This window comes from Pseudomonas sp. HR96 (assembly GCF_034059295.1).
Taxonomy (GTDB): Bacteria; Pseudomonadota; Gammaproteobacteria; order Pseudomonadales; family Pseudomonadaceae; genus Aquipseudomonas.
In genome coordinates this window covers 3144758-3169718 of sequence record NZ_CP139141.1, presented here as the reverse complement: position 1 = coordinate 3169718, position 24961 = coordinate 3144758, and the positions used below count along the sequence as shown (strand labels likewise).

Below are 24961 nucleotides of genomic sequence, written 5' to 3'. Positions count from 1 at the left end.
TCTCCAAGGCGGCCAAAGGCCCCTTTCGCTCTTACAGCGAGTCACTTTTGGAAAGGCCCAAAAGTAACCAAAAGGCCTCCGCTCCATTCATTGGCCCTACGCTGCGCTCCGGGTTCCCTCACTCCACATCGCTCCGTGGCGTACGCGCCGAGCGGCCGTCCCTGGCCGCGCGGCGCTCGCTCGGCTCCTGCCTCGCGCCACCACTCCCGCGCTGCTCCGTTCGGCCTGCTGAAGTCGCGGTAGATCAAGATCAAAAGCAAAAGCAAAAGCAAAAGCCAAAGCCAAAGCAAAAGCCAAAGCAAAAGCCAAAGCCAAAGCCAAAGCCAAAGCAGATCAAAAGCCACATCAGGTGCAGATCAGGTGCAGATCATGTGCAGATCAGGTGCAGATCAGGTGCACATCAGGTGCACATCAGGTGCAGATCACGTGCCGATCAGGTGCAGTGGTGCTTCCAGATTGCCTACAAAGCGCATGGACAACTCAAGCCCATCACGCGCGAAAGCGCGCACCCTCCACCAAAAAACCACCCCCCACCGCCGTCTTCACCAACCCCGCGATCACCCGCTCACCCGACTCGCCGCGCAGCTCTTCATACCAGCCCCAAGTCTGCTCCGGCGCCCGGCCATGGGTCACATCCGAGCGCTGCCGGGCACGGCGCATGATCTGTGCGGTACGCTCCACACGCTCAGCGTCATAACGCTGCAAAGCACTGCCGACATCCAGCGTACTCAGGCACTCGGCCAGCACCCAGGCGTCCTCCATCGCCTGGCAGCCTCCCTGGCCCAGGTCGGGCGCCATGGGGTGCGCGGCGTCGCCTAGCAGCACCACGCGCTCGCGGACGAAACTGGCCAGCGGCGGCATATCATGAATTTCCACGCGGCTCACACTGGTCGGGTCCAGCCGATCGATCAAACGCTGCACCGGTTGCGCCCAGCCGCGGAAGTGCTCGCGCAACTCGGTCTGGTAGGCTTCGCGGCGGTTCGCCGTACCCGCCGGCAACGGCACGTCGAAAAAGAAGTAGAACTGACCATTGCCCATCGGCATCAGCGACACCCGCTGGTTGTCCCCGACGAACTGCGCCCAATCATTGGCCGGCGCCAGGTCATCGGCGATGTCGACGCGGCCATTCCAGTTCACATACCCGCAATACTCACGCTGCACCTGGCGCTCGCTGACGTAATTGCGCAGGCGCGAATGGGTGCCGTCGGCGGCAATGACCAGGTCGGCCTGCAGTTGCTGGCCGTCGGACAGGGTTACACGCATACCGCCAGCGCTGGGCTCGACGCTTTCGCAGCTGACTCCCAGGGCGACGTTGTGCTCACCGCAGGCGTCGAGCAGGATCTGCTGCAAAGCAGTGCGCGCCACCGGGCAGGCCCGCTGACCGACGCTGGCGTACAGAGGCTGCAAGCTGAAGCGGGTCAGCTGTTCGCCCTGCGGCGTGCTGTAGCTCATGGCGGTCATCTCGCCGCTGGCGGCCTTGAGTGCGTCGGCGAGTCCCAGGCGCTGCATGACCTGCACGCCGTTCGGCCAGATCGACAGCGCCGCGCCGGCCGGGGTCAATTGCGCTACACGGTCGAACAGACGCACGCGGTGGCCACGTTGCTGCAGCGCGATGCCGGCCGTGAGGCCGCCAATACCGGCGCCAATGATGACGATGTCGAGAGAGCCGGGGGGGTGTGCTGACATGAGGAAAACCTGGATAAAAAACTGATCGGTAGGTCAGTATTTGCAGGTTGCCTGCCAGTTTCGCTGCCTGACGCAAATGTCATGCAATACCGTAGCGAAACCCGGATCAAGTAAATAAGTTCATATAAATCAACAACCTGAACGTTGTCCGATTTTTCTGCAGCCGTGTGTTCATCGTGCAGGGGGCCAACCTCGTGCCTCATTGCAAGGCATAAGCGCAGTCGATGCCCCAAACCGGCGCGCTGAGGAACCGTCCAGCGGGCACCGCCTTGCCGTGCCGCTCCAGCGCTACGCCAGCAGCGAGGAGATCGCCGTCACCGTGGCATTTCTGGCCAGTGCTGGCGCGGCGTATATTACCGGGCAGATCATCAAGGTCGACGGTGACGTGACCTGTAGCCTGTAGCACTGAGGAGAAGGATTCATGCAAGAACAAGCGTTTCGCGCGCAGTTGGCCGCCGAAGGCTTCGGCACCACCGTGGTGGTCGAGCGTGAGGCAGGCGGCAGCCTGGAGCAGCACGCGCACCCCTTCGAGGCCAAGGCGCTGGTGTTGCACGGCAGCCTGCACATCCGCAGCGCCGAGGGCGAGCGCTGGTATGGCGTGGGGGAAGTCTTTCACCTGCAAGCCAATCAGCCCCACTGCGAAGTGTTCGGCGAGCTGGGGGTCAGGTATCTGGTGGGCAGGAAGTAGCAGCGAAACTGCGGCAAATCATTACCGTTGGTCGCGGTTTATGCTTCAATGGCGGTTTATTCGACGGGGGGGCCGCCTGGATGCTGTCACATCATGATCTTCAACATCTGATGGAGCGCGAGTTCCTGCCGCTGCGCTGCCAGACCACCTTTGGCATCGACGGCGCCATGACGGTCCGGGTCACCCATCCCAAGACCGATGAAGTGGTGTTCGTCGCCGCTGGCATCGCCACGCGCGAGCTGACCAACACCCGGGCCCTGTTGAAGCTGGTCGGTGAGCTGCGCCAGGATTTCGCGGCCGCGCGCACTCGGCGTGCGGCAGCCGGTGGGCCGAGCCTCACCTGAAGTCGTCACGGCCCCTCCCGGCCCTGATGAATGGTTCACTAGAGCCGTTCGTCGATCATTCCCGGCATTGCTAGCAGCGGATTAAAGAAACGATTCAGCTAGTCGAAATACAGAGTACTCCCTCCTGCCGAGCACTCTGATGCAGCTTTTCGCCACAATCGCCACGTTTGTAGCAATCACGTTTCTCCTGCAAGGCTGCGCGGGTCAGGGCCCGTACGACCCCAGCGACGAGCACTGCTCGCTGTGGTATGTCATGCGCCTGGAACCTGGCCCCGAACGCTTGAACCTGCAACACCAGTGCATGGTCGGCTACTACCGGCCAACGTCCGCCCCGCACAATTGAGCCCCGCCTTTCAGGGCCGCTGCAGCCCACCCACCGCCACGTGAATCATGTACAGCGACGTGTTGGCGGTGATGAACAATCGGTTGCGCCGCGGCCCGCCGAAGGTCAGGTTGGCGACCTTCTCCGGCAGCAGAATCTTGCCGAGCAGGGTGCCGTCGGCCGCGAAGCATTGAATACCGTCGCCAGCGCTGGTCCAGACGTTACCTTGCTCGTCCACCCGCAGGCCGTCGGGAATGCCCGGTTCGATCTGGGCGAAGACTCTCGAGGCACCGATGCGACCACCCTCCAGCACCTGCAACGCGCGGATGTGATGGGCGCCGTGCGGGTCATGGCTGCGCGCCGAATCCGCGACGTACAAGGTACCGCCGTCGGCAGAGAAGGCCAGGCCATTGGGCTGGGTGAAGTCGTCGGCCATGCAGGCCAGTTCCCCGCTGTGGGGATCGACGCGGTAGACATTGCGGGTGGCCTGCTCGGGCTCGGCCTTGAAGCCTTCGTAGTCGCTGAGAATCCCGTAGGTCGGGTCGGTGAACCAGACGCTGGCGTCGCGGTGCACCACCACATCGTTGGGCGAGTTGAGCCGCCGGCCTTTGAAGCGCTCGGCCAGTACCGTGATGCTGCCGTCCGGTTCGGTGCGGGTGACCCGCCGCGTGCCGTGCTCGCAGGTGACCAGCCGCCCTTGCAGGTCGCGGGTGTTGCCATTGGCGAAATTGGAATTGGCGCGGAAGGTGCTGACGCCGCCCTCGGGGGTCCAGCGCAGGATCCGCTCATTGGGGATGTCACTCCACAAAAGATAGCCGCCGTCGTTGAACCACACCGGGCCCTCGGCCCAGCGACACCCGCTGTACAGGCGTTCGAGCTGGGTGTTGGGCAGGGTCAGGTCGCGAAAGCGCGGGTCGTGAAATTGGTAGAGGTCCTGCCCCACGGGTGTCTCCAGGATCAATGGACTGTTCATGCCCGTGCCCCCTTGCGGCCGCTCATGGCGCAGATCACCGCGATGATGATGACCCCGGTGAGAATCAGCCGGACCCCGGCGCTGGCGCCGAAGCTGTTGAGCATGCTCACCAGCAGGTAGAGGAACAGCGCCGCCCCCCACAGCCCGGGAATGTTGGAATAGCCACCCGCAACCGAGGTGCCACCGATGACCACCACGGCAATCGACGCCAGCAGGTATTCGTCGCCCATGCTCAACGAGGCGCCGCCGGAAAACCCCGCCAGCAGCACCCCGCAGAGACTGGCGAACACCGCGCTCAGCACGTAGGTGGCGAAGCGCACCCGGCCGACCCGGACCCCGGCGAGCTCGGCGGCCCGCGGGTTCTGCCCGACCGCCAGGGTCCAGCGGCCGTAGAGCGTGCGACTCAGCACATAGCCCATCATCACCGCGAGCGCGGCCACGGCCAGGGCCAGGTAGGGGATGCCCAGCACCCGCCCGGTGGCAAAGCCGTAGAACGCCTCGGGCGGTTGAATGCGCACGCTGCGCCCATAGGCAATGGCCATCGATTGCAGGAGGAAACTCGCCGACAGGGTGGCGATGATCGGCGGGATGCGCAGCAGGCGAATCAGCGCGTAGTTGGCGCAGCCGATCAGGATCCCCGCCGCGAGCACGCCGAGCAGGCCGAGCCAGATCAAGTCGTTCTGGCTGTCCATCAGCTTCATGCCGATAGCTCCGGTCAGGGCCACGTTGGCCGGTATCGACAGGTCGATATTGCCCGGCCCGGTGCTGATCACCAGCAGCTGGCCGATGCCGACGATCACGAAGAACGCCGAGAAGCCCAGCGCCGCTGTCAGCAGCGAGCCGGCGCCGACGCCCTGGCTGGCTACCAGGCTGGCGATGAAGATCAACGCCGCTGCCAGCCACGACCATAGCCACGGCTTGCCGGCGATGCGCTTGAGAGAAAGGCTGCTCATGGCTGACGGACCTCCAGGCGGTTGACGAAGGCGCGCAGGGCCAGGACCAGGATCAGGATCGCGCCCTGGGCGCCGATCTGCCAGTCCGGCGAGATGCGGATGAACGACAGCAGCGAGCCGGCCAGCACCAGGGTCAGCGCCCCGAGCACCGCGCCGATCGGCGAGACGCGGCCGCCGACGAATTCCCCGCCCCCAAGGATCACCCCGGCAATCGACAGCAGGGTGTAGCGCAGCGCCACATTGGCGTCGGCCGAGGTGGTCAGGCCCACCAGAAACAGCCCGGACAGCACGCCGAAGCCGCCGGCCAGGGCATACAGCGTGACCTTGATGCGCAGCAGCGACCAGCCGGCCTTGGCGATGGCCAATGGGTTGCCGCCGGCGCCGCGCAGCACCACGCCAAAGGTCGAACGCATGAGGAAGGCGTGCACGGCCAGCGCCAGCACGATGCACACCACCACGGCGAACGGCAGCCATGGGGTCTTGATCCGCACCAGCGCCTGCAACCAGGCCGGTGCGGTGCCGCCCGGCGCGGGCAGCAGCAGCACCGCGCCGCCGGTCCAGATGAACGACATACCCAGGGTGACCACGATCGAGGGGAGGTTGCGCGCATGGATCAGCGCGCCGAGCAAGGCGTACACCAGCACGCAACCGAGCAGCGCCAGCGCCCCTAGCAGTGGCTGGGTGTCGAGCAGGGTGGCGGCGACGCAGGCGACGAAGCTGATGAAACTGCCCAGCGACAGGTCAAGGTCGTTGACCGTGATGATCAGCATCTGGGCGATGGTCGCCAGCGCGATCGGCACTGCCAGGTTGAGCATCAGGTTCATGCCCATGTAGCTCATCGCCCGGGGCTGCATGATGAAAATGGTGCCCAGCAGCACCACCAGCGACAGCGCCGGCAGGGCGCTGCGCAGCAGGCGTGCGCGATGGCCGGCCCTGGCTGGGGCGGCTGCGGCTGCGGCGGGCGCAGAGGGTGGCTGTGGCGTCGCGCTCGGGGCAGGCGCCGGGCGGCTGGCCAGGGGCAGCGATGAAGGCAGGTTCATGCGGACTCCTCGGCGAAAGAGCCACGCAGGATGCGCTCCTCGCTCAGTTCGTCGCGCGGCAGGTCGAGTACCGCCTGGCCGTCGCGAAACACATAGATGTGGTCGCAGTAGTCGAGCTCTTCCAGCTCGGTGGTGTACCAGAGGAAGGTGCGCCCGCGGGCAGCCTCCTCGAGGATGATCGAGTACACCTCGCGCTTGGTGCCAACGTCGACGCCGCGCATGGGGTCGTCCATCAGGATCACCTCGCTGGCCGACGCCAGGGCGCGGGCGAACAGGGCTTTCTGCTGGTTGCCACCCGACAGCGAGAGAATCGGGTTGTCCATGTCCGGGGTGCGGATGCCCATGCGTTGCTGCCAGGTGGCCGCCATGGCCTGGCTGGCGCCCGGATCGATCAGCGCGCCGCGCTTGAGCTGGGCGAGGGAGCTGATGGTGATGTTCTCGGCGATCGACCACAGGGCGAACACCCCGTCGGTCTGGCGATCCCCGGCGACCAGCGCGGCGCCGCTGCCGTCGGCCACGCGCCGGCGCAGTACCTGGGTCAGCAACTGGCTTTGGCCGTGGCCGGCGAGCCCGGCCAGGCCGACGATTTCGCCGCGATGGGCGAGCACCGCGCGGCCGTCGGCCTGGCCTTTGGCGCGCTGCTCGATCAACGCGCTGCCGTGGCCGCGCTTGCTGCGAAAGCTGGCGGGCTGGTCGGCCTTGGCCACGGCGGCGCTGCCCATGCTTTCCACCAGGCTGGCGTGGGTGAAGGCCTGGGCGGCGCGGATGTCCACGACCTGGCCGTCGCGCATCACGGCGATGCGATCGCAGGTGGCAAGCATCTCGCCGAGGATGTGGCTGATCAGGATGATGCTGCCGCCGCCTTCGACGAAGCGCCGGACAAAGGCGAGCAACTGCCCAGCCACCCGCGAGTCGAGCGAGGAGGTGGGCTCGTCGAGGATCACCAGCGCCACGCGCTCGTCGACCTGGCAGAAGGCGCGGGCGATCTCCACCATCTGCCGCTTGCCGATGGGCAGGTCGGCGACCACCTCGTCGGCGTCGATGCCATGCCCGGGAAAGATCGCGTCCAGGCTGGCGCCGATCAGCGCGCGGGCCTTGCGCCGCCAACCCAGGCCGCGAATCGTCGGGCACATCAGCCGGGTGTTTTCGGCGACGCTGAGGTTGGGGCACAGCGACAGTTCCTGGAACACACAACGGATGCCGCACAGCCGTGCGGCCTGCACGCCGTAGTCCAGGCAGCGGTCGCGGCCGTCGATCCACATCTGCCCGCAGTCGGCGGCGAGCGTGCCGGCCAGCACCTGCATCAAGGTCGATTTGCCGGCGCCGTTGTGGCCGATCAGGCCCAGGCACTCGCCGGCCTGCACGCCCAGTTCGACTGCGCTGAGTGCGCGGACCGCGCCAAAGGATTTGCCGGTGCCCTGAAAGGTCACCAGCGCCGTGGAAGTTTCGGACATGCCTGCCTCCTGCGCACCGTGCCCCAGGCACGGCGCGGCTGCGGTGAGGGGGTGGGGTCAGCGCGCGGCGGACAACTTGGCGACGTCGTCGACGCTGTACACCTGGCTGACGATGCCGCCTTTTTCCACGCCCTTGAGCGAAGACTCGAGGCTGTCCTGGGTCACGCTGACGGCCGGTGATACCAGGTCATGGGGCATCTGCTTGCCATCGAGCAGCTGCTGGGCGACCCAGAAGGCCAGGCTGGAGATGCTGGGCGCGCTGGAGATGGAAAAACTCTGGTAGCCATTGGCGTCCTTCTGCTTTTTCCACCAGGACAGCTCCTCCTCGCGGTTGCCGAAGATGATGGTCGGCGTCGGCCGGCCCGCCGCCGCAAAGGCCTGGGCTGCGCCGTAGCCGTCGTCGCCTTGGGTCACCACCGCGTCGATCTTCGGCAGGCTCGGCAGCACCCCGGCCACGGCTTTCTGCGCAGCGGTCTGCGACCAGTTGCCGTTGACCGAGCCGACGATCTTCAGGTTCGGGTGCTTCTTCGCCCCGGCGTCGATGCCCGAATGGATCAGCTCGTCCACCGAGACCCCGGCCAGGCCGCGCACCTCCAACACATTGGCGCCATTGGGAAAGCGCTGGGCGAGGTAGTCCATCTGGTCCACGCCGCTCTGCTTGAAGTCCATGGAAATGCGGTAGGCGCACGGCTCGGTGACCACGCCGTCGAACGACACCACGACGATGCCGGCATCGCAGGCCTGTTTCACCGCACCGTTGAGCGCGGTGGGCGAGGCGGCATCGATGACGATGGCGCTGTAGCCCTGCAGGATCAGGTTCTGGATCTGCGCAGCTTGTTCGGTGGCCTGGTTTTCCCCGGTGGTGAACGAGTCGGCACCGGCGATGATGCCGGTCTTGACGGCGTTGTCGGTGGTCTGCTGCCAGCTGGTCAGCATGTTCTGGCGCCAGGCGTTGCCGGCGTAGTTGTTGGACAGGGCGATGGTCTTGTCGGCGGTGGCGGCGTGCGCCTGGAGCAGGGGGCAGAGCACAATGACGGTCGAGAGGAGAGCGCGACGCAATGGGCGACGATTCATGACAGATCCCTTTTTATTGTTGTGGGCGTTCAATCGGTCGGCGCGCCAGATGCGGGCAGCCAGCCGTACGGCATGAGTGGCCAGCATGCGCCGCACAAGCACTGCCGTCTTGGGCGTTCGGCGCAGATCGCCTGCGGGATCCCGCAGCGCCCTGGCGAATTCCTGCACACTGCGCCCAGCGGCATGGCAATTGTGGCTGGAGCGCGTATCTTCAACGGCACAACAACAAATCGCGGACACCATCGTGCAACGACCCCTGATCCAGGCCGAGAGCGTGCTGCACCACTTTCTCGGTATCTCCAGAGCGCTGGCCGGCCAGCTGGATTTCCAGTCGATGATCGACGCCGTCTCCGAGGAAATCCGTTTTATCCTGCCCCATGACCACCTCGACGTGAGCCTGCTGCTGCTCGACGGCGAAAACCACCTGCAGGCCTACGAAAGCGGCGTGCACACGGCCTGGGGCGATTTCGTCTACCACCCGCTGCCGATCGTCGAGAGCCCGATCCGCACCTTGCTGCTGGGCGAGGTGCCGTACCTGCTCAGCGATGACGCGACCCTTGATCCGCGCTTCCAGTTTCCCGGCGCCTTCAACCACCCGATCTTCGACGCCAACCTGCGCAGCCGCCTGCACGTACCGCTGCGCGCCCAGGGCGAGATCATCGGCGCGCTGAGCTGCTCCAAGCATTCGGCCTGCTTCTACACCGAGGACGATGTGCGTCACACCCAGCATGTCGCCGACCTGCTGGCGTCCTACCTGTACGCATTGCGCCAGACCGACCAGGCGAAAAAACTGGAGATCGCCCAGGCGCAGATCCGTGCCCGCGAAGAAGGCTTGCGGCTGGGCGCGCTGCGCCTGACCGAGGAGCTGGAAAACGAACGCCAGCGCATCGGCATGGACCTGCACGACCAGACGCTTGCCGACATGACCCGCCTGCATCGACGCCTGGGCCGCCTGCAACTGCAGGGCAGCCTGGCCGGCGCCGAGCTGCGGCCGATCAGCCAGGCGCTGCAGGAAAGCATGCAGGAACTGCGGGGCATCATCGATGCGGTGAAACCCACGGTGTTGCAGCTGTTCGGTTTCGAGGAGGGCCTGGAGGACCTGCTGCTGCGCAGTGTGCGTGACAGCGGCCTGCAGATTGCCACGCGCCTGAGCGACAGCACCGACGGCGCCGCCAACGAACTGGCCGAGCCGCAGAAGATCGCGCTGTTCCGGATTGTCCAGGAGGCGGTCAACAACGCGATCAAGCACGCCAGTCCGCAGTCGATCGACGTGCACCTGAGCTGTCACCTCGGGCAGTTGGCGCTGACCATCATCGACGATGGCCTCGGCGTGCTCGACGAGCAGCCGCAGGACAGCGGCGGCATCCAGAACATGCAGGTGCGTGCGCAGTTGCTTGGCGCCCACCTGCGCATCGATCGGGGACCGGATGGCAGGGGCACCCAGGTACACGTCAGCCTGCCGCTGCCGATGATGCCGATCAACAGTGCTTTGGCCAAGGAGGCATGATGGACGTTTTGCTGGTGGAAGACGATCCGGTGCACCGGGTCTTTCTCAAGGAAGTGATCGAGCAGGCGTTGCCCGAATGCTCGCGCCTGCTGGAGGCCGAAGACGGCCTGAGCGGCGAGCGGCTGGCCCACGAACACCAGGTCGCGTCGTTGGTGATGGACCTGCAGATGCCCCGGCGCACCGGGGTCGAGGCGGCGCGCACGATCTGGAAGGAACGCCCGGACACCTCGATCCTGTTCTGGTCCAACTATGCCGACGAGGCCTATGTGCGGGGCATCTCGCGTATCGTCCCGGAGGGTGCGGCCTATGGCTACATCCTCAAGACCGCCTCCGAGGAACGCCTGCGCCTGGCCCTGCGCAGCCTGTTCATCGAGCAGCAATGCGTGATCGACCGCGAGATCCGCGGCGTGCAGCAGAAGGCCCAGGATCATCTGCTGGGGCTGTCCGACACCGAGTACGAGGTGCTGCAGGACATCGCCCTCGGGCTGACCGACCGGACCATTGCCCAGCGCCGCAACCTGTCGTTGCGCAGCGTGCAGAATCGCCTGCAGCAGCTGTATGAAAAACTGGGCGTGTATCAGGCCGATACCGGTGGCGATGGCGGTTGCGCGTTCAATCTGCGCTCGCGCGCGGTCAACGTCGCGCTGTTGCGCAAGGTGCTCAACCGCACGGCGCTGGAGCAGGCGGAAAGTGAACTGCAGGAGTGGTTGCGCGACCCGCGTCACCTGGCGGCGACGCGGGGCTGAGGGAGGGCGCGCAGCGCTGGTGAGGGTCTGTCAGAACAGCGCTTGCGCGACCCGCTTGCCGCGGCCGGCGAAGGGCCGCAGCAGCGCCGGGCGTGCCGAATCGGGCGCAAGCATCAGCGCCGAGGTCCAGCGTGCCGACTGCCCGGTGAGCAGCGCCACACCCATGACCATCACCTCGACCAGCACCGGCTGGTCGCTCTGCAGGCTCAGCGGGTGAGCGAACAGCGCCTGGTCGCCGGCAATCAACGTCAGCACCGGCTCGGCCTGCTGCAATGCCACCAGCTGTGGGCCGCCGAGCAGTGCGGCGTGTTCATGGTCCAGGTGATAGGTGTCAAGCGCCATGTGCTGTTCTACCGGCAGGATATTGCCCGCAATAGGCATCAGCCGCACGCTGACATCCCGCAGCCAGAGCCGGTCGGTGGAGCTGTCGTGCAGGCTGACCTGGGCGCACAGGTAATCACGCTGTCCGGCACAAGCCACACGGGACAGCGAGACATTGACCTTGAGCTCGGGGTGAGAGTCGCCAGTGGCGGGGTGCTGGCGGTAGCGGTTGAGGTAGAGGCCAACGGCGAACAAAAGGCCCAGGCAAACGCAGAAAATGAGGTAATCCATAGGTCGTTCCTTCAAGGGAGGCGAGGCCGTACGACTTGGACTGCTTGTGCACAAACCGGCAACAGGAGTGGCTTTGGCCCTCACGGTAATGGCTGGCCGAACCGGCTTCGTAGCAAAGCCTCTGCACTTTAGGATCCTACTGCCGCCCGCACAAGGGAGCACCTGACATTTCCTTTTATTGCCTGACGATCGGTACGGAACTTCTCTGGATAAAGGGTCTGCGGGGGGTCGGAATGAAGGTCTGAAAGCGGGCGCCCTCGGCCGCACGGACGGCCGGGGGTGACCCGCAACGGTCAGTTCTGCACGGCCTGCACGGAACCGCCGTCGACACGGATATTGCTGCCGTTGATGAACGAGCCGCGCTCGGACACCAGCAGGGCGATGGCGGCGGCCACTTCCTCGACGGTGCCACGGCGCTTCTGCACGATGCCCGGGCGTTCCTCGTCGAGGAAGCTCTTGATCGCTTCATCGAACGAGACACCGAGTTCTTCGGCGCGCTTTTTCATCATGCCGTCGGTCATGGCCGAGGCAATGAACGCTGGCGCCACGGTATTGCACAGCACGCCGTGGGCGGCCTCCTTGTAGGAGAGGTTCTTGATGAACGCGGCCAAGGCAGCCTTGGCCACGTTGTACACCGCTTCCTCCCAGTAGGGCTGCACGGCGTTTTCCGAGGTGATGCAGACGAAGCGGCCCCAGCCGCGCTTGCGCATGTTCGGGATGGCCGCCCGCGCCACACGCACCGAGGAGAAAAAATCGGTGTTGTAGGCTTCCAGGTAATCCTCGTCGCTGAGCTCCAGCGGATCACCTTTGGCGCCGGTCACGCCGGCAGTGTGGACCACGATGTCGACTTTGCCGAAGGTGGCTTCGCCTTGTTTGATCAGATTGTCGACCTGATCCTGCCGGGTCATGTCGGCGGCCACCAGCAGCGGTTTGCCCGGCAGTTCGGCGCAGGCCTTTTCCAGCTGTTGTTGGTCCATGTCGCTGAGCACCAGCAACACGCCTTCTTCGCTCAGCAGCTTGGCCGTGGCCAGGCCCATACCGCCGCTGGCACCGGTGATGAGGGCGACACGCCCTTTGATTCCCAAGTCCATAAAGTCCTCGCTGGTGATCTTCAAAAGTGATGAATGAGTGAAGGGTCAAGGCTGGGCGGCACTGCCCCAATGCTTCGCGGCGAACTCCAACATCAGTTGCGCCAACGCCTGGGGCGTCTGCATCGGCATCAGGTGCCCGGCCCCGGGTATGATCTGCAACTCGCCCTGGCTGAAGTGGGTCAGCGTTGTCCGCCTTTGGGCAGCGGGGCCCGGCACCTGCTGATCATCGCCGCCGCACACCAGCAGCAGCGGATAGTCGAGCTGGCCGAGCCGCTCACTCCAGTCTTCGCGGCTGCCATGCTCGACCCAGGCGCGCCAGGCGTCGAGGTTGACCCGCTGGGCATCCTTGATGGCGACCTCGCGCACTGCATCAGGCAACCGATGAGCGCTGGAGTCGTCGATGAACGCCTCGGCCTCGGCGCGAGTGGCGCCATAGGCCAGCTGTTGCTCGCGCTGCACTGGCGTCATTGGCTGCGGGCCTGGCGGCGAAGGCGCCACCAGGATGAGTCCGGCCAGGTAATCGGGGCGCCGCGCCGCGAGCACCACGGCGACCTTGCCGGTCATCGAATGCCCCACCAGCACACACTGGGTCAGGCCCAGCGCGCGGATCGTCGCGTCGACATGGTCGGCCATGGCGCTGACGCTATAGCCATCGATATCGGCGGCGTCGCCAAAGCCCGGCGTGTCCAGCGCTACACAGGCGTGGCTGGCATCCAGCCACGGCACCGTCGGGTACCAGGTATGGTGCGACCCGCCGAGAAAGTGCATCAACACGAAGGTCGGCGTGCCTTGACCTGCTTTGCTATTGGGTAGCATCAGAGAATCCCGCTGAGGTCAGGGCAGCGTGTTGCCGCCAGTGACGCCGAACACTTCGCCGGTGATGTAGCTCGACTCCTGGCTGGCCAGCAGCACATAGATCGGCGCGCATTCTGCCGGTTGACCTGGGCGACCCATCGGAGTCTCCGAACCGAACGCCGGGATCTTCTCCTGCGGTTGACCACCGCTGGGTTGCAGTGGAGTCCAGAAAGGACCTGGGGCGACGGCGTTGACGCGGATGCCCTTGCCGATCACCTGTTTGGAGAAGGCTTTGGTGAAGGCAACGATGGCCGACTTGGTCGGTGCATAGTCCAGCAGCGTTTCCGAGGGCTGGTAGGCCTGGATCGAGGCCGTGTTGATGATCGTAGCCCCTGCTGGCAGCAGCGGCAGGGCGGCCTTGCAGATCCAGAACAGGGCGAACACGTTGGTACGGAAAGTCGCTTCGAATTGTTCGGTGCTCAGGTCGGCAATGTCTTTTTGCGCGGTCTGCTTGCCGGCCACGTTGGCGACGATGTCCAGGCCACCCAGGCCTTCGGCGGCCTTGCGCACCAGTTCCTGGCAAAAGGCTTCGCTGGTGATGTCGCCGGGGATGGCAATGGCTTTGCGGCCTTCGGCCTCGATCAGGGCGATGACCTCGTCGGCATCGGCCTGCTCGGACGGCAGGTAGTTCAGGGCGATGTCGGCGCCCTCGCGGGCATAGGCGATGGCGGCGGCGCGGCCGATGCCGGAGTCGGCGCCGGTGATCAGCGCCTTGCGCCCGGCCAGGCGGCCGAAGCCCTTGTAGCTGGTCTCGCCATGGTCGGCCTTGGGCTGCAGCTCATGCACGCTGCCGGGAGCGTTCTGCGGTTGCTTGGGGAATTCTGGCTGAGGGTACTGGGTCAGCGGGTTCTGCATTGCGTATTGGTTTTCGGTCGCCATGTCGGCTGCTCCTTTCAGGATGGATGGGTCCTAATTGGGAGGCAGCAGCCAGGTGAAACGTTCCTTCTTTTTGTCCGCGACCGAAAAAACCGCCGTCCTGTGAGTCTTTGTCGCAGACCTTTCAGATCGACAGCTGCAACAACCGCTCGCCCTGCACATCCTCCATCGGCCGGCGTTTGTTGACCGCCAGCTCGCCGATCTTGATCAGCCGGGTGCGGGTCACGTTGCGAGTCAGGCCGAGCAGCTTGGCGGTGTGCACCTGGTTGTAGTGGCTGAAGTGATAGGCCGCGCGGAGCAAGGCGTCTTCGACCTTCTCGTGCAGCGCCCCGGCCTGTTCTTCGAAGAGCTTGTGGAAAGCCCGCGCCAGCAAGGCCTCGGCGCTGTCGTCGGCGCTGTGGTTGTCCTCCTGGCGCTCGATGCGCAGGTTCGACATGCGCAGGTCGTCGGCACGAATCACGCCGTCGCGGCAGATCAGCAGCGTGTGGTGAATGACGTTTTCCAGCTCGCGGATGTTGCCCGGCCAGGCGTGGCTGCGCAGCTTGCGTTCAGCGTCCGGAGCGATGCTGACCTCACCGTAGCCCAGGCGCTGGGTGTAGGTGGAAATGAAGTGCCGGGTCAACGGCAGGATGTCGCCAGGCCGCTCGCGCAATGGGCTGAGTTCCAGGCTGACGACGTCAAGCCGGTAGTACAGGTCCTCGCGAAAATGCCCGGCGTTGATGGCGCGCTCCAGCTGCACGTTGGTCGCGGCCAGCACCCGGACATTGATCGGGATGCTCTTGCGAGACCCCAGGCGCACCACTTCGCGCTCCTGCAGCACCCGCAGCAGCTTGACCTGGATGGCCATCGGCAGGTCGCCGATCTCGTCGAGAAACAAGGTGCCGCCGTCAGCCTCTTCGAACCAGCCGGCCTTGGCCCCGAGTGCGCCGGTGAAGGCGCCTTTCTCGTGGCCGAACAGCTCGGCCTCCACCAGTGATTCGGAAAACGCCCCGCAGTTGACCGCCAGGAATGGCCGGTTGCGCCGCGCGCTGAGGTTGTGGATGTGGCGAGCGATCAGCTCCTTGCCGGTGCCGGTCTCACCGATGATCAGCACGCTGGCTTCGCTGGGCGCGACCTGCTCCAGGTGAGCGAGGAGGGCTTGCGACTTGGGGTCTTCGAACACCTGCGCGGTGGCACGGATCGAGGTGGCAAGGGCGGGTGACGGTGGTAGGGTGACGAGCTGCATGGGCATTCACTATGAGTAGAAGGTGGGGATGGGCAGGGTCCGGTTCAGTGCCCAGTCCCCCAGTTCGTGAAGCTTGTAGTCCACCGGGTCGTGCAGGCTTTGCGTGCGCAGGTTGCGCCAGTGGCGGTCCAGGCCCACCGAAGACTGGGTGGCGCGGGCGCCGGTGACCTCGAACAACCGGCTGCACAGATCCAGGCCACTGCGGGTGGCCTGCACTTTGGCTGTGGCAATCGCCACGGCGACCCGGCCGCGCTCTTGTTCGGTCAGTCGCGCGTCCTGGCGCCAGGCCTGGTCGAGCAGCCGTGCAGCGTTGTCGAGCAGCAGCCGGGTGCTTTCCAGGCTGACCCAGAATTCGCCGTAATGCCCCAGCACATAGGGGTCCTGATCGCTCTGCCGGGCCACCGACTTGAACCATGAACGGCTCTCGCGGCGGGTGTACTGCCGCGCCTCTTCGAAGGCGCCTTGGGCGATGCCATGGAAGATGCAGGCGAAGTTCAGTTGTGCGATCAATGGCCGCAGGCAGGCGAACGGGGTGCTCAGCGGGCCCGGGTCGAGCAGCAGTTCGCTCTCCTCGACGCGCACCCGTTCGAAGCTGGCACTGCCGCTGTCGGTCTGGCGCTGGCCCATGTTGTCCCAGTCATCGTGCAGGGTAATGCCGCTGCGGCCACTGGGAATGGCGGCGATCAACAACTTGCCGCCAGCTTCTTCGTCGACGGCCGAGGCAATCAGCATCTGCGAGTCGCGGGCCCCTGAGCAAAAGCTCTTCTTGCCGGAGAATTCGCGCCATCCTTCGTGCCGGCGCACCAGGGTGCGGGTGTCCAGTGGGTTCAGGGCGTTGCCCCAGAACCAGTTGTTGCGGGCGGTCTGTTCGAACCAGGGTTGCCATTGTTCGGGGCGGGCGAACAGCCGCACGGTGGCCAACATCAGATGATGGAAGCCGAACACGTGGGCGATGGAGCTGTCGACCTTGGCGAATTCGCCGACCACTTCGAAGGTTTCCTGCCAGCTGGCCCCCAGCCCGCCGTACTCGCGCGGAATGCTCAGGCCCAGCAGACCGCTGGCGCGCAGGGCATCGCGTTCGGCCTTGGGGGTGCCGCCGCGGCGGTCACGCTCGACGGCGGTACGGGCAAAATCGGCAGCCAGGCTGCGGGCGATCTCCAGGTGGTCGCGGGCCTGGGGGTTGCCCCGCCCCGGGAACAGATCAGTCGCGTCCATGCCCACTCCTCAGGCGCGCTTGCGCTGCAACCGGGAGTAGTCGCCGAACAGGGGCGCGGCGCGTTCTGCCGCCAGGCGGATGCGCGCCTTCAGCAGCTCGCTGCTGACCTGGTACTGGGTGAAGTCGCCCTCGCTGGCGTACACGCCAATGGGCAGGGTCAAGGCCTGGAAGAAGCTGAACAGCGGCCGCAGCTGGTGGTCCAGGACCAGCGCGTGACGGTCGCTGCCCCCGGTGGCCGCCAGCAGCACCGGGGTGTCGATCAGGCCGTTGATATCGACCAGGTCGAACAGGTGCTTGAGCAGCCCCGGGTAGGAGCCGCGATACACCGGCGTGGCAACGATCAGCAGGTCGGCCGCTTCGATCGCCTGCAGTTGCGCTTCCACTTCGGCGGGCAATTCCTGGCGCGACAGCGCGCCGCCCAAGGGCCGGGCAATGTCGCCCAGTTCGATGACCTGGGGGTTGATGTTCAGGTGTTCGCCCAGCTCGGCGAGCAGCGCCTGGGCCAGCACCAGGGTACGAGAGGGGCGATAGGCGCCACCGGAAACGGCGACGACGTTGAGAGCAGTGGACATGTTCGATTCCTTGAGATGACTCAGCGAATGCTGAAGCGGCAAAGCCTCGGAGCAAAAGCTGTACCAGGCTGGCAGGTCCCTATTTGGAGGGCCCGGTCCCAGCGATGGCGGATGCCGGTGTTGCCTGGGCAGGTGTTTGTGTGAGGGCTGTTGCTGGAGCAACAGTTGCCTGACCAACAGTGCCTGGACGCTGGGATCAGCATAGAAGGAATAAGGGGGTCAATATAAATACTAATTGGTTATTAGTATATTCGCGCGTCTGGATCTGTCTGTGCGACCTTTGCGCAGCTTTGCTTTTCGCTTGTGGAAAAATCGGTTCGTGGGAAGCGAACTCTCAGGCGCCGCGCAAGCGCCTGAGAGTTCGCCAGGCCGGTTTCAGCCGTGCCCGGACATCAGTCGGTTCACAGCTCCTTCTTCATGTGTTTCTCGATCTGCTCCAGCGACTTGCCGCGGGTCTCCGGCAGGCAGAAGTACACGAACAGCAATGAGCCGACGTTGATCGCCGCGAAGATATAGAAGGTCGAGTTGCCCAGCGCTTCCAGGGTCAAGGGGAAGGCGAAGGCCACGGTGGCGTTGAAGATCCACTGCATCGACACGGCGGTGCCGGTCAACAGACCGCGCACTTGCATGGGGAACAGTTCGGACATCAACAGCCAGTACACCGGGGCGATGCACATCTGCATGAACAGCAGGAACACCAGGATGCAGCCCAGGGCGGCGTAACTCTGGGTCAGGTTCTGCGGCATCAGCAGCAGCACGCTGCCCAGCGCCAGCTGCGCCAGCACCACCACGGTCAAGCCGGTCATCAACAGGCTGCGCCGGCCGTAGCGGGCAATGGCCCAGATACCCAGCAGGGTGGCGATGACCGAGACCACACCGTTGCCGATGGTCGCGGTCAACGCCGCGTTGGTGCCCATGCCGGTGTGCTTGAGGATGATCGGGGTGTAGTACATGAAGGCGTTGACGCCGGTGAACTGGGCGGTGAAGCCCAGGCCGATGCCGATCAGCAACAGTTTGAGCACCCAGCCCTGGCGCAGCAGTTCGCGGGCCGGTACCCGGGATTTCTTCGCCTGTGCGTCCTGTGCCTTCATCTCGTCCACTTCGCGCTTGGCATCTTCGGGGCTGTCGCGCAGCCGTTCGAGGACTTCGCGAGCCTCGTCGAAGCGCCCACGGTGGGCCAGCCAACGCGGCGATGCGGGCACGAAGAACGTACCCACCAGCAGCAGCACGCCAGGCACCGCCGCGATCGCCAGCATGTAGCGCCAGATGCCGTTGCTGTGCAGCAGGGCGGCCATCAATGCACTCAGGACATACGCCAGCAACTGCCCGCTGACGATCATCAACTCGTTGCGGCTGACCAGCGGCGCGCGCCGTTTGGGCCCGGCGATCTCGCCGATGAACACCGGCACCGTGGCCGAACCGCCGCCCACGGCGATGCCGAGGATGAAGCGGGCCACGACCATCAGGGTGATCGAAGGGGCCGTGGCCGTGCCGATGGCGCCGGCGATGAACAGCAGCGAAAGCAGGCGCAGGGTCAGGCGGCGACCGAAGCGGTCGGACAGGTAGCCACTGGCCAGTGAGCCAAAGGCTGCGCCGACGATCAGCGCGGCAGTGATCATGCCCTCGCTGACGGCGTTGAGGCCCAGGCCGCCCTGGTCAGCGGGCAGGGTCATGAAGGGCAGGGCGCCAGCGATGATGCCGGTGTCATAGCCGAAGGCCAGGGCGCCCATGGTGGCGACGAGCACCGAGATGAAGATCAGCCGGCCGGGCGACTTGTCTTTCGCCCCCCGACCTAATGGCGCTGCGGAGGCTATGGGAGAAGGCATGTACGACAATCCTGTGGTCAATCGAGTAGGGCAGATCCAGCCCCGGCCAAACGGCGCGGTACTGTGCAATGGCTCTGGGTCGAGGGTTTAGGGGGCGGTGGTGGGCGGGAGTTCCGTAAGTGCGGCAAATTGCCATACTCCTGGCGAATCTCTGTGCAGGTCAAAAAAGTACCGGCGGGTGGTCAAGCCAAGGCTGGTGGCGGCACCCCCGATGCAAGTAAGGTGAGCGCCGACATGGGTTGAAGCCGCCCTGGCGGCCAGATTAAGGACAGAGATATGCAATTACCGCGCGTGGTGGTGTTCGGCGAAGCCCTGACCGATGTGGTGCAGGGAGAGCCCGGGCAGTGGCAGGGTTATCCCGGAGGCGCACCCTGGAACGTCGCCCGCGGCTTGAGCCGCTTGGGTGTCGACAGCGCGTTCGCCGGCGCCATCAGCACCGATGGGCTGGGCGAAGAGCTGGCCCGCGAGTCGGCCAGGGCCGGCCTGCCCGCAGCCTTCATCCAGCGGGTCGACGCCGACCCGTTGGTGGCGATCGTGCCATCCAAGTTTCCGCCGCGCTATTTCTTCGCCGGTGAAGCCGACCTGCGCTTCGACCCGGCCCTGCTGCCCGCCGGTTGGCTGGACGCCGCAGAGCTGTGCCATTTCAGCTGCATCAGCCTGGCCCGCGAGCCGCTTGGCAGCGTGCTGGTCGAGCAGGCCCGGCAGGTCCGCGCGGCCGGCAAGCGCATCAGCTATGACCCCAACTGGCGCAACCTGATGGGCCGCCACTATCGCGACCAGGTGTTCCCGGAGATGGTCGCCCTGGCCGACGAGATCAAGCTCTCGGACGAGGACCTGCGCCAGATCTACCCCGGCCTCGACGAGCGCCAGGCCTTGCAGGCGTTGCGCGAACTGAACCCCGCTGCGCTGATTCTGTTCACCCGTGGCGAGCACGGGCTGGCCCTGTACACCACCGACGGCCTGTACGAGCAACCGGCGATCAAGGTCCAGGTGGTCGACACTGTGGGCGCCGGCGATGCCTCCATGGCCGGCTGGCTGGCCTCGCGCTACGTGGGTATCGAGGACTACACCGAGCGCCTGCGTTTTGCGGCTGCCTGTGCTTCGGCCTCGTGCCGCCAGGCAGGGGCCTATGCTGCGCAAAGGGCTGAAGTGGAGGCTTTGCTGGCCGGATAAGCGGTTGATACTTTTCAGCTTAAACGGTTCATCCCAGGGTCGTGCGGCACGCTGTCCCATGGCATAATGCCGCATGACAAATTGTTCAGGTTGTACGACAACCTGATTCTTCGGCACGGCAGCAGTCCTTGCCGGGCAGTATTGTGTCGCTCGGCAGCTGAAGACAACGACCTATAAAAGATCAGCTCGGGAAAGACATGTTAATGACGTTAATCCTGGGAAAAACCAATGTTGAAGAAGTTGAACACAGCGCTGTTGGGGCTCGCTCTGGCGGTCAGCGCTGCTCATTCGCAAGGTGCTGAAACCAAGAAGGTCGACGTGTTGCTGGTCGGCGGCGGGATCATGAGCGCGACCCTGGGCATCTGGCTGCAAGAGCTGGAGCCCAACTGGTCGATGCAGATGGTCGAGCGCCTGGACGGTGTTGCCGAAGAAAGCTCCAATGGCTGGAACAACGCCGGTACCGGGCACTCGGCCCTGGCCGAGCTCAACTACACCCCGCAAGACAAAGACGGCAAGGTGCAGATCGCCAAGGCGATCGAAATCAACGAAGCCTTCCAGATCTCCCGCCAGTTCTGGTCCTGGCAGGTGCGCAACGACGTGCTGAAGAACCCGCACTCGTTCATCAATTCGACCCCGCACATGAGCTTCCTGTGGGGCGACGACAACATCAAGTACCTGAAGAAGCGCTATGAGGCGCTGCAGGCCAGCCCCCTGTTCCGCCCGATGCAGTACTCCGAAGACCCGGCGCAGATCAAGAAGTGGGTGCCGATCATGATGGAAGGCCGCGACCCGAACCAGAAGGTCGCTGCTACCTGGACGCCGATCGGCACCGACGTCAACTTCGGCGAGATTACCCGCCAGTTCGTCGCGCACCTGCAGGCGCAGTCCAACTTCGCCTTGAACCTGTCCAGCGAAGTCGAAGAGATCACGCGCAACGAAGACGGTTCGTGGCACGTGACCTACAAGAACCTCAAGGACGGCAGCGAAACCGCCACCGACGCCAAGTTCGTCTTCATCGGTGCAGGTGGCGGCGCGCTGCGCCTGCTGCAGAAGTCCGGCATCCCGGAAGCCAAGGAATACGCCGGCTTCCCGGTGGGCGGCTCGTTCCTGGTCACCGATAACCCGGCGATCACCGAGCAGCACCTGGCCAAGGCCTACGGTATCGCCTCGGTGGGCGCACCACCGATGTCGGTGCCGCACCTGGACACCCGCGTACTGGACGGCAAGCGGGTGATCCTGTTTGGCCCATTCGCCACCTTCTCCACCAAGTTCCTCAAGCAGGGTTCCTACCTGGACCTGCTCAAGACCACCACGCCGCACAACGTCTGGCCGATGACCAAGGTCGGTATCGAACAGTACCCGCTGGTCGAATACCTCGCCGGCCAGCTGATGCTGTCGGACGACGACCGCTTCAACGCCTTGAAGGAGTACTTCCCTCACGCGAAGAAGGAAGACTGGAGACTCTGGCAGGCCGGCCAGCGCGTGCAGATCATCAAGCGTGACGCCGACAAGGGCGGCGTGCTCAAGCTGGGCACCGAGATCGTGGCCTCCCAGGACGGCAGCATCGCCGGCCTGCTGGGCGCCTCGCCAGGCGCCTCGACCGCCGCGCCGATCATGCTCAACGTGCTGGAGAAGGTCTTCAAGGACAAGGTGGCGACTGCGGCCTGGCAGGAAAAACTGCATCAGATCGTGCCAAGCTACGGCACCCAGCTCAACGGCTCGCCCGAGCGCGTGATGCAGGAGTGGACCTACACCAGCCAGGTGCTGCAGCTCGATCCGCCGCCCGCCATCGACATGACCCCAGGCGCACCACCCAAGCCGCCGGTCACTGCCGATTCGGCGCCAGCTCGCGACATGGCCTTGTAAAAAGCCGCGTCCAGCGCGGGAGGGGGCCGAGCCTCCTCCCGCGTACCCCCATTGCTTCATCCTCTCGCGTACGCTCTCCTACGAGCGGTTTGAACGATTCGCCGCAGGCACAGGTCGATTACACAGACTACGATGATCTACGCCGTACAGATCACGTCCTAACCCTGCTAACGGAGAATCAGCATGTCTGTAGCCAATGCCAAGCAAGAGCTCAAAGCCGTATCCAGCGTCAAGGACAAGGCCGAGAAGGGCGAAGATGCACGCATTTCGAACCAGGCCGAGGTCGGCAAGCAACTCGCCGTCCTGCTGTCCGATGTGTTCGCGCTGTACATCAAGACCAAGAATTACCACTGGCACATGAAGGGTACGCACTTTCGCGACTACCACCTGCTGCTGGACGAGCAGGCCGCTCAGTTGTACGCGATCACCGACCTGATCGCCGAGCGTGCGCGCAAGATCGGTCAGCCGACCGTGCGTTCGCTGGAGCAGATGGTGCAGCTCAAGCGCCTGACCGAAAGCGACGCCACTGACCTCAGCGCCGAGCAGATGCTCACCGAGCTGCACGATGACAACCAGGCGCTGGCCGCGTACATGCGCACTACGCATACCGTGACCGACGAAGCCAACGACATCTCGACCACCAGCTTGCTGGAAGAATGGGTCGACCAGGCCGAAGAACGCGCCTGGTTCCTCGGCCAGACCGTCAGCAAATAAGCGTTGCGCCGCACTTGAAAAAGCCCGCCTTGAGCGGGCTTTTTCATGCCTGCTGCACGGCCCCTTGCTCCGGGGCGAACCAGTAGCCGTTGCGCCCGCGCCGCTTGGCCTCGTACATGGCGCCGTCGGCGCGACTGATCACCGCTTCGGCGGCCAGTCCGCTGCCTTCGGGGCTCAATGTGATGCCCAGGCTGACGCCGATGCGCACGCTGTTGAAATTGACCACGAACGGGGTATTGAGCGCGGTGCAGAAATCGGCGGCGATACGCTGCGCCGTGTCGTGGCAGGCCACGCCCGCAGCCACCACCACAAACTCGTCACCGGCCAGCCGGCAGACGAAGTCGTCCTTGCGCGTGGCGCCCTTCAGGCGTGCCGCCACCTGGCGCAGCAAGTCGTCGCCAGCTTCGTGGCCATGACCGTCGTTGACTGCCTTGAAGCCGTCCAGGTCCATGAAAAACAAGGCAAACGCTGGGCGGTTGCCCAGGCGTCCGAGCAATTGCAGGTGTTCGTGCAACGCGCGGCGGTTGGGCAGGTCGGTGAGCGGGTCGCGCATCGCCTTGTCCTGCAGCATGCGTTCAATGTGAGTGCGCTCGGTGACGTCCTGGGACATCACGAAGAAGCCCACCACCTGGCCGCCGCGCACCTCGGGAATATAAGTGGCGCTCCATACCCGGTCTTTTGCCAGGCCATAGCGCACGTGTTCGCAGGTCACCCGTTCGCCCGCCAGCGCGCGCTGGAAGTAGGGCTGCAACTCGGCGAACAGCTCCGGCTGGAGGATCTCGGCCATGGATTTGCCGCGCAGGCTGGCCGGGTCGACGCCGAAGATCTGCCGGTACATGTCGTTGTTGAACTGATAGCGCAACTCCCGATCGACCTGGGCGATCAGCACCGGCAGGTTGTCGGTGATCACCTGCAGGGTCTCGCGGCTGCGGCTCAGCTGCTGGGTGCGCTGGCGTACCGTGCTCTCGAGCTCCTGCTGATGGCGCTGGAGCAGGGCCTGGTTGTGCTTGCGTTCGCTGATGTCGAGCACCACGGCGATGAAGTGATCGGGCGAGCCGTCTTCCTTGCGCACCAGGGCGACGTTGATCTCCACCCACACCGGCGAGCCATCCTTGTGGATGTAGCGTTTTTCCATGGCGTAGCTGTCGACCCGGCCGGCGAGCAGCTCGCCGACATGCTCCAGGTCGGCCGCCAGGTCATCGGGGTGGGTGATCTCGGCGAAATGGCGGTGGGTCAGCTCGTCACTGGTATAGCCAGTGATGCTGCACAGCTTGGGGTTCACGGCATGGAATTCGCCGTCCAGGGTCACCACGGCCGTGCCGGTGGGTGTCTGCTGGAAGATCGCGGCAAAGCGCAGCTCGCTCAGCGAGCGCGCCTGGCGTTCGTCCTGCCACACGGTGTGCAGGTCACGATTGACCGCCCGCTGCATCAGTTCGTGCTGGACGATGGCGGCCAGATCCTTGAGCGCCGCCTGGGCGCTGGCGCTCAATTGGCGCGGCTGGGTGTCGATGGCGCACAGTGTGCCGAGCACCAGGCCGTCGTCGGTGCGCAGCGGCACACCGGCATAGAAGCGGATATGCAGTGGCCCGGTAACCAGTGGGTTGTCGGCAAATCGCGGGTCGGCACCGGCGTCCTCGATCACGAAAATGTCCGGCACGTGCAGAGCGTGGGCGCAGAACGCGATGTCACGGCTGGTCTCGCAGGCGTCCAGGCCGACCTTGGACTTGAACCACTGGCGGTTCTCGTCCACCAGCGACACCAGGGCAATGGGCAGGTGCAGCATCTCGGCGACGACCCGGGTGATGCGGTCGAAGACTTCCTCGGCAGGGGTGTCGAGCACGTTCAGCCGGCGCAGGACGCGCAACCGGGCTTGTTCGTTGGCAGGATGGGGTGCGATCAGCATGTCGACTCTCTGCGCATTGAAGGCGGGCTGCCCAACGGAGCCTGCGGGTCAGCGCACGAGGCGCGCACCCGAGGCGTTCAGTCGGATTCTACGACCACGCTGCAATATTTTGCATCATCTTATTGAACCCTATACCCGGCTCAATACGTGAATCGTCCGCTCGGCTCGCAGCGCCATGCAAAAGGCGTGGAGAGCCCGGACCATGCGAGGCTATCGGCGGCAGGAGGGGCGACTTTAGGCGCAGG

At 64.9% G+C, this 24961-nt stretch carries 23 protein-coding genes and 1 pseudogene; 9 read left to right on the top strand and 15 right to left on the bottom strand.

The features are described from left to right. Positions 1–489: 489 nt before the first annotated feature. The gene (hpxO, locus tag SFA35_RS14130) at positions 490–1686 is read right to left on the bottom strand and encodes an FAD-dependent urate hydroxylase HpxO (protein ID WP_320571164.1); all 1197 of its coding nucleotides are present in this window, start codon (positions 1684–1686) and stop codon (positions 490–492) included. Between the two features lie 265 nt (positions 1687–1951). Between hpxO and SFA35_RS14125 the strand changes: the two are divergent. From SFA35_RS14125 to SFA35_RS14110, 4 genes and pseudogenes are all read left to right on the top strand, one after another. Further along, a pseudogene (locus SFA35_RS14125) lies at positions 1952–2089 on the top strand (SDR family oxidoreductase); the annotation flags it as partial. 18 nt (positions 2090–2107) lie between these two features. Next, on the top strand, positions 2108–2374 hold the full coding sequence (locus SFA35_RS14120; protein WP_320571163.1) for a cupin: 267 nt from the start codon (positions 2108–2110) through the stop codon (positions 2372–2374). Between the two features lie 80 nt (positions 2375–2454). Then, the gene (locus tag SFA35_RS14115; protein WP_320571162.1) at positions 2455–2718 is read left to right on the top strand and encodes a DUF1652 domain-containing protein; all 264 of its coding nucleotides are present in this window, start codon (positions 2455–2457) and stop codon (positions 2716–2718) included. Positions 2719–2857: 139 nt separating this feature from the next. Then, a complete protein-coding gene (locus SFA35_RS14110) occupies positions 2858–3061 on the top strand; it encodes a hypothetical protein (RefSeq protein WP_320571161.1) in 204 nt (67 codons plus the stop codon). A gap of 10 nt (positions 3062–3071) precedes the next feature. On the opposite strand, the gene SFA35_RS14105 is transcribed toward SFA35_RS14110, so the two are convergent. The 5 genes from SFA35_RS14105 to SFA35_RS14085 are packed head-to-tail and all read right to left on the bottom strand — an operon-like array spanning position 3072 to position 8534. Further along, on the bottom strand, positions 3072–4013 hold the full coding sequence (locus tag SFA35_RS14105; RefSeq protein ID WP_414058401.1) for an SMP-30/gluconolactonase/LRE family protein: 942 nt from the start codon (positions 4011–4013) through the stop codon (positions 3072–3074). Continuing rightward, complete coding sequence (locus SFA35_RS14100) at positions 4010–4966, bottom strand: ABC transporter permease (protein ID WP_320571160.1); 957 nt, start codon at positions 4964–4966, stop codon at positions 4010–4012. Before SFA35_RS14100 ends, SFA35_RS14105 begins: the two co-directional genes overlap by 4 nt. Next, the gene (locus SFA35_RS14095; protein WP_320571159.1) at positions 4963–6006 is read right to left on the bottom strand and encodes an ABC transporter permease; all 1044 of its coding nucleotides are present in this window, start codon (positions 6004–6006) and stop codon (positions 4963–4965) included. Before SFA35_RS14095 ends, SFA35_RS14100 begins: the two co-directional genes overlap by 4 nt. Then, complete coding sequence (locus tag SFA35_RS14090) at positions 6003–7460, bottom strand: sugar ABC transporter ATP-binding protein (RefSeq protein ID WP_320571158.1); 1458 nt, start codon at positions 7458–7460, stop codon at positions 6003–6005. Before SFA35_RS14090 ends, SFA35_RS14095 begins: the two co-directional genes overlap by 4 nt. A 57-nt stretch (positions 7461–7517) precedes the next feature. After that, positions 7518–8534, bottom strand: a complete 1017-nt coding sequence (locus tag SFA35_RS14085) for a substrate-binding domain-containing protein (RefSeq protein ID WP_320571157.1) — start codon at positions 8532–8534, stop codon at positions 7518–7520. Positions 8535–8778: 244 nt separating this feature from the next. Between SFA35_RS14085 and SFA35_RS14080 the strand changes: the two genes are divergently transcribed. Further along, positions 8779–10041, top strand: a complete 1263-nt coding sequence (locus SFA35_RS14080; RefSeq protein WP_320571156.1) for an ATP-binding protein — start codon at positions 8779–8781, stop codon at positions 10039–10041. Then, positions 10041–10787 (top strand): response regulator transcription factor, encoded by a 747-nt coding sequence (locus SFA35_RS14075; RefSeq protein ID WP_320571155.1) that lies wholly within the window; start codon positions 10041–10043, stop codon positions 10785–10787. Before SFA35_RS14080 ends, SFA35_RS14075 begins: the two co-directional genes overlap by 1 nt. A 30-nt stretch (positions 10788–10817) precedes the next feature. Here SFA35_RS14075 and SFA35_RS14070 read toward each other — a convergent pair whose 3' ends face one another. From SFA35_RS14070 to SFA35_RS14035, 8 genes are all read right to left on the bottom strand, one after another. Beyond that, on the bottom strand, positions 10818–11399 hold the full coding sequence (locus SFA35_RS14070) for a hypothetical protein (RefSeq protein WP_320571154.1): 582 nt from the start codon (positions 11397–11399) through the stop codon (positions 10818–10820). Positions 11400–11692: 293 nt separating this feature from the next. Further along, positions 11693–12490 carry an SDR family NAD(P)-dependent oxidoreductase gene (locus tag SFA35_RS14065; RefSeq protein WP_320571153.1) on the bottom strand — a complete coding sequence of 266 codons (798 nt, stop codon included), beginning with the start codon at positions 12488–12490 and terminating at the stop codon, positions 11693–11695. Between the two features lie 45 nt (positions 12491–12535). Beyond that, positions 12536–13306 carry an alpha/beta hydrolase gene (locus SFA35_RS14060; RefSeq protein ID WP_320571152.1) on the bottom strand — a complete coding sequence of 257 codons (771 nt, stop codon included), beginning with the start codon at positions 13304–13306 and terminating at the stop codon, positions 12536–12538. A gap of 18 nt (positions 13307–13324) precedes the next feature. Beyond that, positions 13325–14224: an SDR family oxidoreductase gene (locus tag SFA35_RS14055; RefSeq protein ID WP_320571151.1), complete on the bottom strand. Its 900-nt coding sequence runs from the start codon at positions 14222–14224 to the stop codon at positions 13325–13327. Positions 14225–14345: 121 nt separating this feature from the next. Continuing rightward, complete coding sequence (locus tag SFA35_RS14050) at positions 14346–15446, bottom strand: sigma-54 dependent transcriptional regulator (protein WP_320571150.1); 1101 nt, start codon at positions 15444–15446, stop codon at positions 14346–14348. Positions 15447–15455: 9 nt separating this feature from the next. Beyond that, positions 15456–16661 carry an acyl-CoA dehydrogenase family protein gene (locus SFA35_RS14045; RefSeq protein ID WP_320571149.1) on the bottom strand — a complete coding sequence of 402 codons (1206 nt, stop codon included), beginning with the start codon at positions 16659–16661 and terminating at the stop codon, positions 15456–15458. A gap of 9 nt (positions 16662–16670) precedes the next feature. After that, a complete protein-coding gene (msuE, locus tag SFA35_RS14040; protein ID WP_320571148.1) occupies positions 16671–17234 on the bottom strand; it encodes an FMN reductase in 564 nt (187 codons plus the stop codon). A gap of 401 nt (positions 17235–17635) precedes the next feature. Next, positions 17636–19060 (bottom strand): sugar porter family MFS transporter, encoded by a 1425-nt coding sequence (locus SFA35_RS14035; protein WP_414058400.1) that lies wholly within the window; start codon positions 19058–19060, stop codon positions 17636–17638. Positions 19061–19336: 276 nt separating this feature from the next. On the opposite strand from SFA35_RS14035, the gene SFA35_RS14030 reads away from it, so the two are divergent. The 3 genes from SFA35_RS14030 (at position 19337) to SFA35_RS14020 (ending at position 22813) form a co-directional block, all read left to right on the top strand. Beyond that, positions 19337–20233, top strand: coding sequence for a carbohydrate kinase (locus SFA35_RS14030; protein ID WP_320571147.1), 897 nt, complete (start codon positions 19337–19339; stop codon positions 20231–20233). A 228-nt stretch (positions 20234–20461) separates the two neighbouring features. Continuing rightward, the gene (mqo, locus tag SFA35_RS14025) at positions 20462–22099 is read left to right on the top strand and encodes a malate dehydrogenase (quinone) (RefSeq protein WP_320571146.1); all 1638 of its coding nucleotides are present in this window, start codon (positions 20462–20464) and stop codon (positions 22097–22099) included. Positions 22100–22282: 183 nt separating this feature from the next. Continuing rightward, complete coding sequence (locus SFA35_RS14020; protein ID WP_320571145.1) at positions 22283–22813, top strand: DNA starvation/stationary phase protection protein; 531 nt, start codon at positions 22283–22285, stop codon at positions 22811–22813. 43 nt (positions 22814–22856) lie between these two features. Here SFA35_RS14020 and SFA35_RS14015 read toward each other — a convergent pair whose 3' ends face one another. Continuing rightward, on the bottom strand, positions 22857–24716 hold the full coding sequence (locus SFA35_RS14015) for a PAS domain S-box protein (RefSeq protein ID WP_320571144.1): 1860 nt from the start codon (positions 24714–24716) through the stop codon (positions 22857–22859). Positions 24717–24961 lie beyond the last annotated feature (245 nt).

What these genes read in the sequence shown, in the direction of transcription:
- hpxO (WP_320571164.1), bottom strand. Translation starts at nt 1,686, where the DNA reads ATGTCAGCACACCCCCCCGGCTCTCTCGACATCGTCATCATTGGCGCC.
- SFA35_RS14120 (WP_320571163.1), top strand. Translation starts at nt 2,108, where the DNA reads ATGCAAGAACAAGCGTTTCGCGCGCAGTTGGCCGCCGAAGGCTTCGGC.
- SFA35_RS14115 (WP_320571162.1), top strand. Translation starts at nt 2,455, where the DNA reads ATGCTGTCACATCATGATCTTCAACATCTGATGGAGCGCGAGTTCCTG.
- SFA35_RS14110 (WP_320571161.1), top strand. Translation starts at nt 2,858, where the DNA reads ATGCAGCTTTTCGCCACAATCGCCACGTTTGTAGCAATCACGTTTCTC.
- SFA35_RS14105 (WP_414058401.1), bottom strand. Translation starts at nt 4,013, where the DNA reads ATGAACAGTCCATTGATCCTGGAGACACCCGTGGGGCAGGACCTCTAC.
- SFA35_RS14100 (WP_320571160.1), bottom strand. Translation starts at nt 4,966, where the DNA reads ATGAGCAGCCTTTCTCTCAAGCGCATCGCCGGCAAGCCGTGGCTATGG.
- SFA35_RS14095 (WP_320571159.1), bottom strand. Translation starts at nt 6,006, where the DNA reads ATGAACCTGCCTTCATCGCTGCCCCTGGCCAGCCGCCCGGCGCCTGCC.
- SFA35_RS14090 (WP_320571158.1), bottom strand. Translation starts at nt 7,460, where the DNA reads ATGTCCGAAACTTCCACGGCGCTGGTGACCTTTCAGGGCACCGGCAAA.
- SFA35_RS14085 (WP_320571157.1), bottom strand. Translation starts at nt 8,534, where the DNA reads ATGAATCGTCGCCCATTGCGTCGCGCTCTCCTCTCGACCGTCATTGTG.
- SFA35_RS14075 (WP_320571155.1), top strand. Translation starts at nt 10,041, where the DNA reads ATGGACGTTTTGCTGGTGGAAGACGATCCGGTGCACCGGGTCTTTCTC.
- SFA35_RS14070 (WP_320571154.1), bottom strand. Translation starts at nt 11,399, where the DNA reads ATGGATTACCTCATTTTCTGCGTTTGCCTGGGCCTTTTGTTCGCCGTT.
- SFA35_RS14065 (WP_320571153.1), bottom strand. Translation starts at nt 12,490, where the DNA reads ATGGACTTGGGAATCAAAGGGCGTGTCGCCCTCATCACCGGTGCCAGC.
- SFA35_RS14060 (WP_320571152.1), bottom strand. Translation starts at nt 13,306, where the DNA reads ATGCTACCCAATAGCAAAGCAGGTCAAGGCACGCCGACCTTCGTGTTG.
- SFA35_RS14055 (WP_320571151.1), bottom strand. Translation starts at nt 14,224, where the DNA reads ATGGCGACCGAAAACCAATACGCAATGCAGAACCCGCTGACCCAGTAC.
- SFA35_RS14050 (WP_320571150.1), bottom strand. Translation starts at nt 15,446, where the DNA reads ATGCAGCTCGTCACCCTACCACCGTCACCCGCCCTTGCCACCTCGATC.
- SFA35_RS14045 (WP_320571149.1), bottom strand. Translation starts at nt 16,661, where the DNA reads ATGGACGCGACTGATCTGTTCCCGGGGCGGGGCAACCCCCAGGCCCGC.
- msuE (WP_320571148.1), bottom strand. Translation starts at nt 17,234, where the DNA reads ATGTCCACTGCTCTCAACGTCGTCGCCGTTTCCGGTGGCGCCTATCGC.
- SFA35_RS14035 (WP_414058400.1), bottom strand. Translation starts at nt 19,060, where the DNA reads ATGCCTTCTCCCATAGCCTCCGCAGCGCCATTAGGTCGGGGGGCGAAA.
- SFA35_RS14030 (WP_320571147.1), top strand. Translation starts at nt 19,337, where the DNA reads ATGCAATTACCGCGCGTGGTGGTGTTCGGCGAAGCCCTGACCGATGTG.
- mqo (WP_320571146.1), top strand. Translation starts at nt 20,462, where the DNA reads ATGTTGAAGAAGTTGAACACAGCGCTGTTGGGGCTCGCTCTGGCGGTC.
- SFA35_RS14020 (WP_320571145.1), top strand. Translation starts at nt 22,283, where the DNA reads ATGTCTGTAGCCAATGCCAAGCAAGAGCTCAAAGCCGTATCCAGCGTC.
- SFA35_RS14015 (WP_320571144.1), bottom strand. Translation starts at nt 24,716, where the DNA reads ATGCTGATCGCACCCCATCCTGCCAACGAACAAGCCCGGTTGCGCGTC.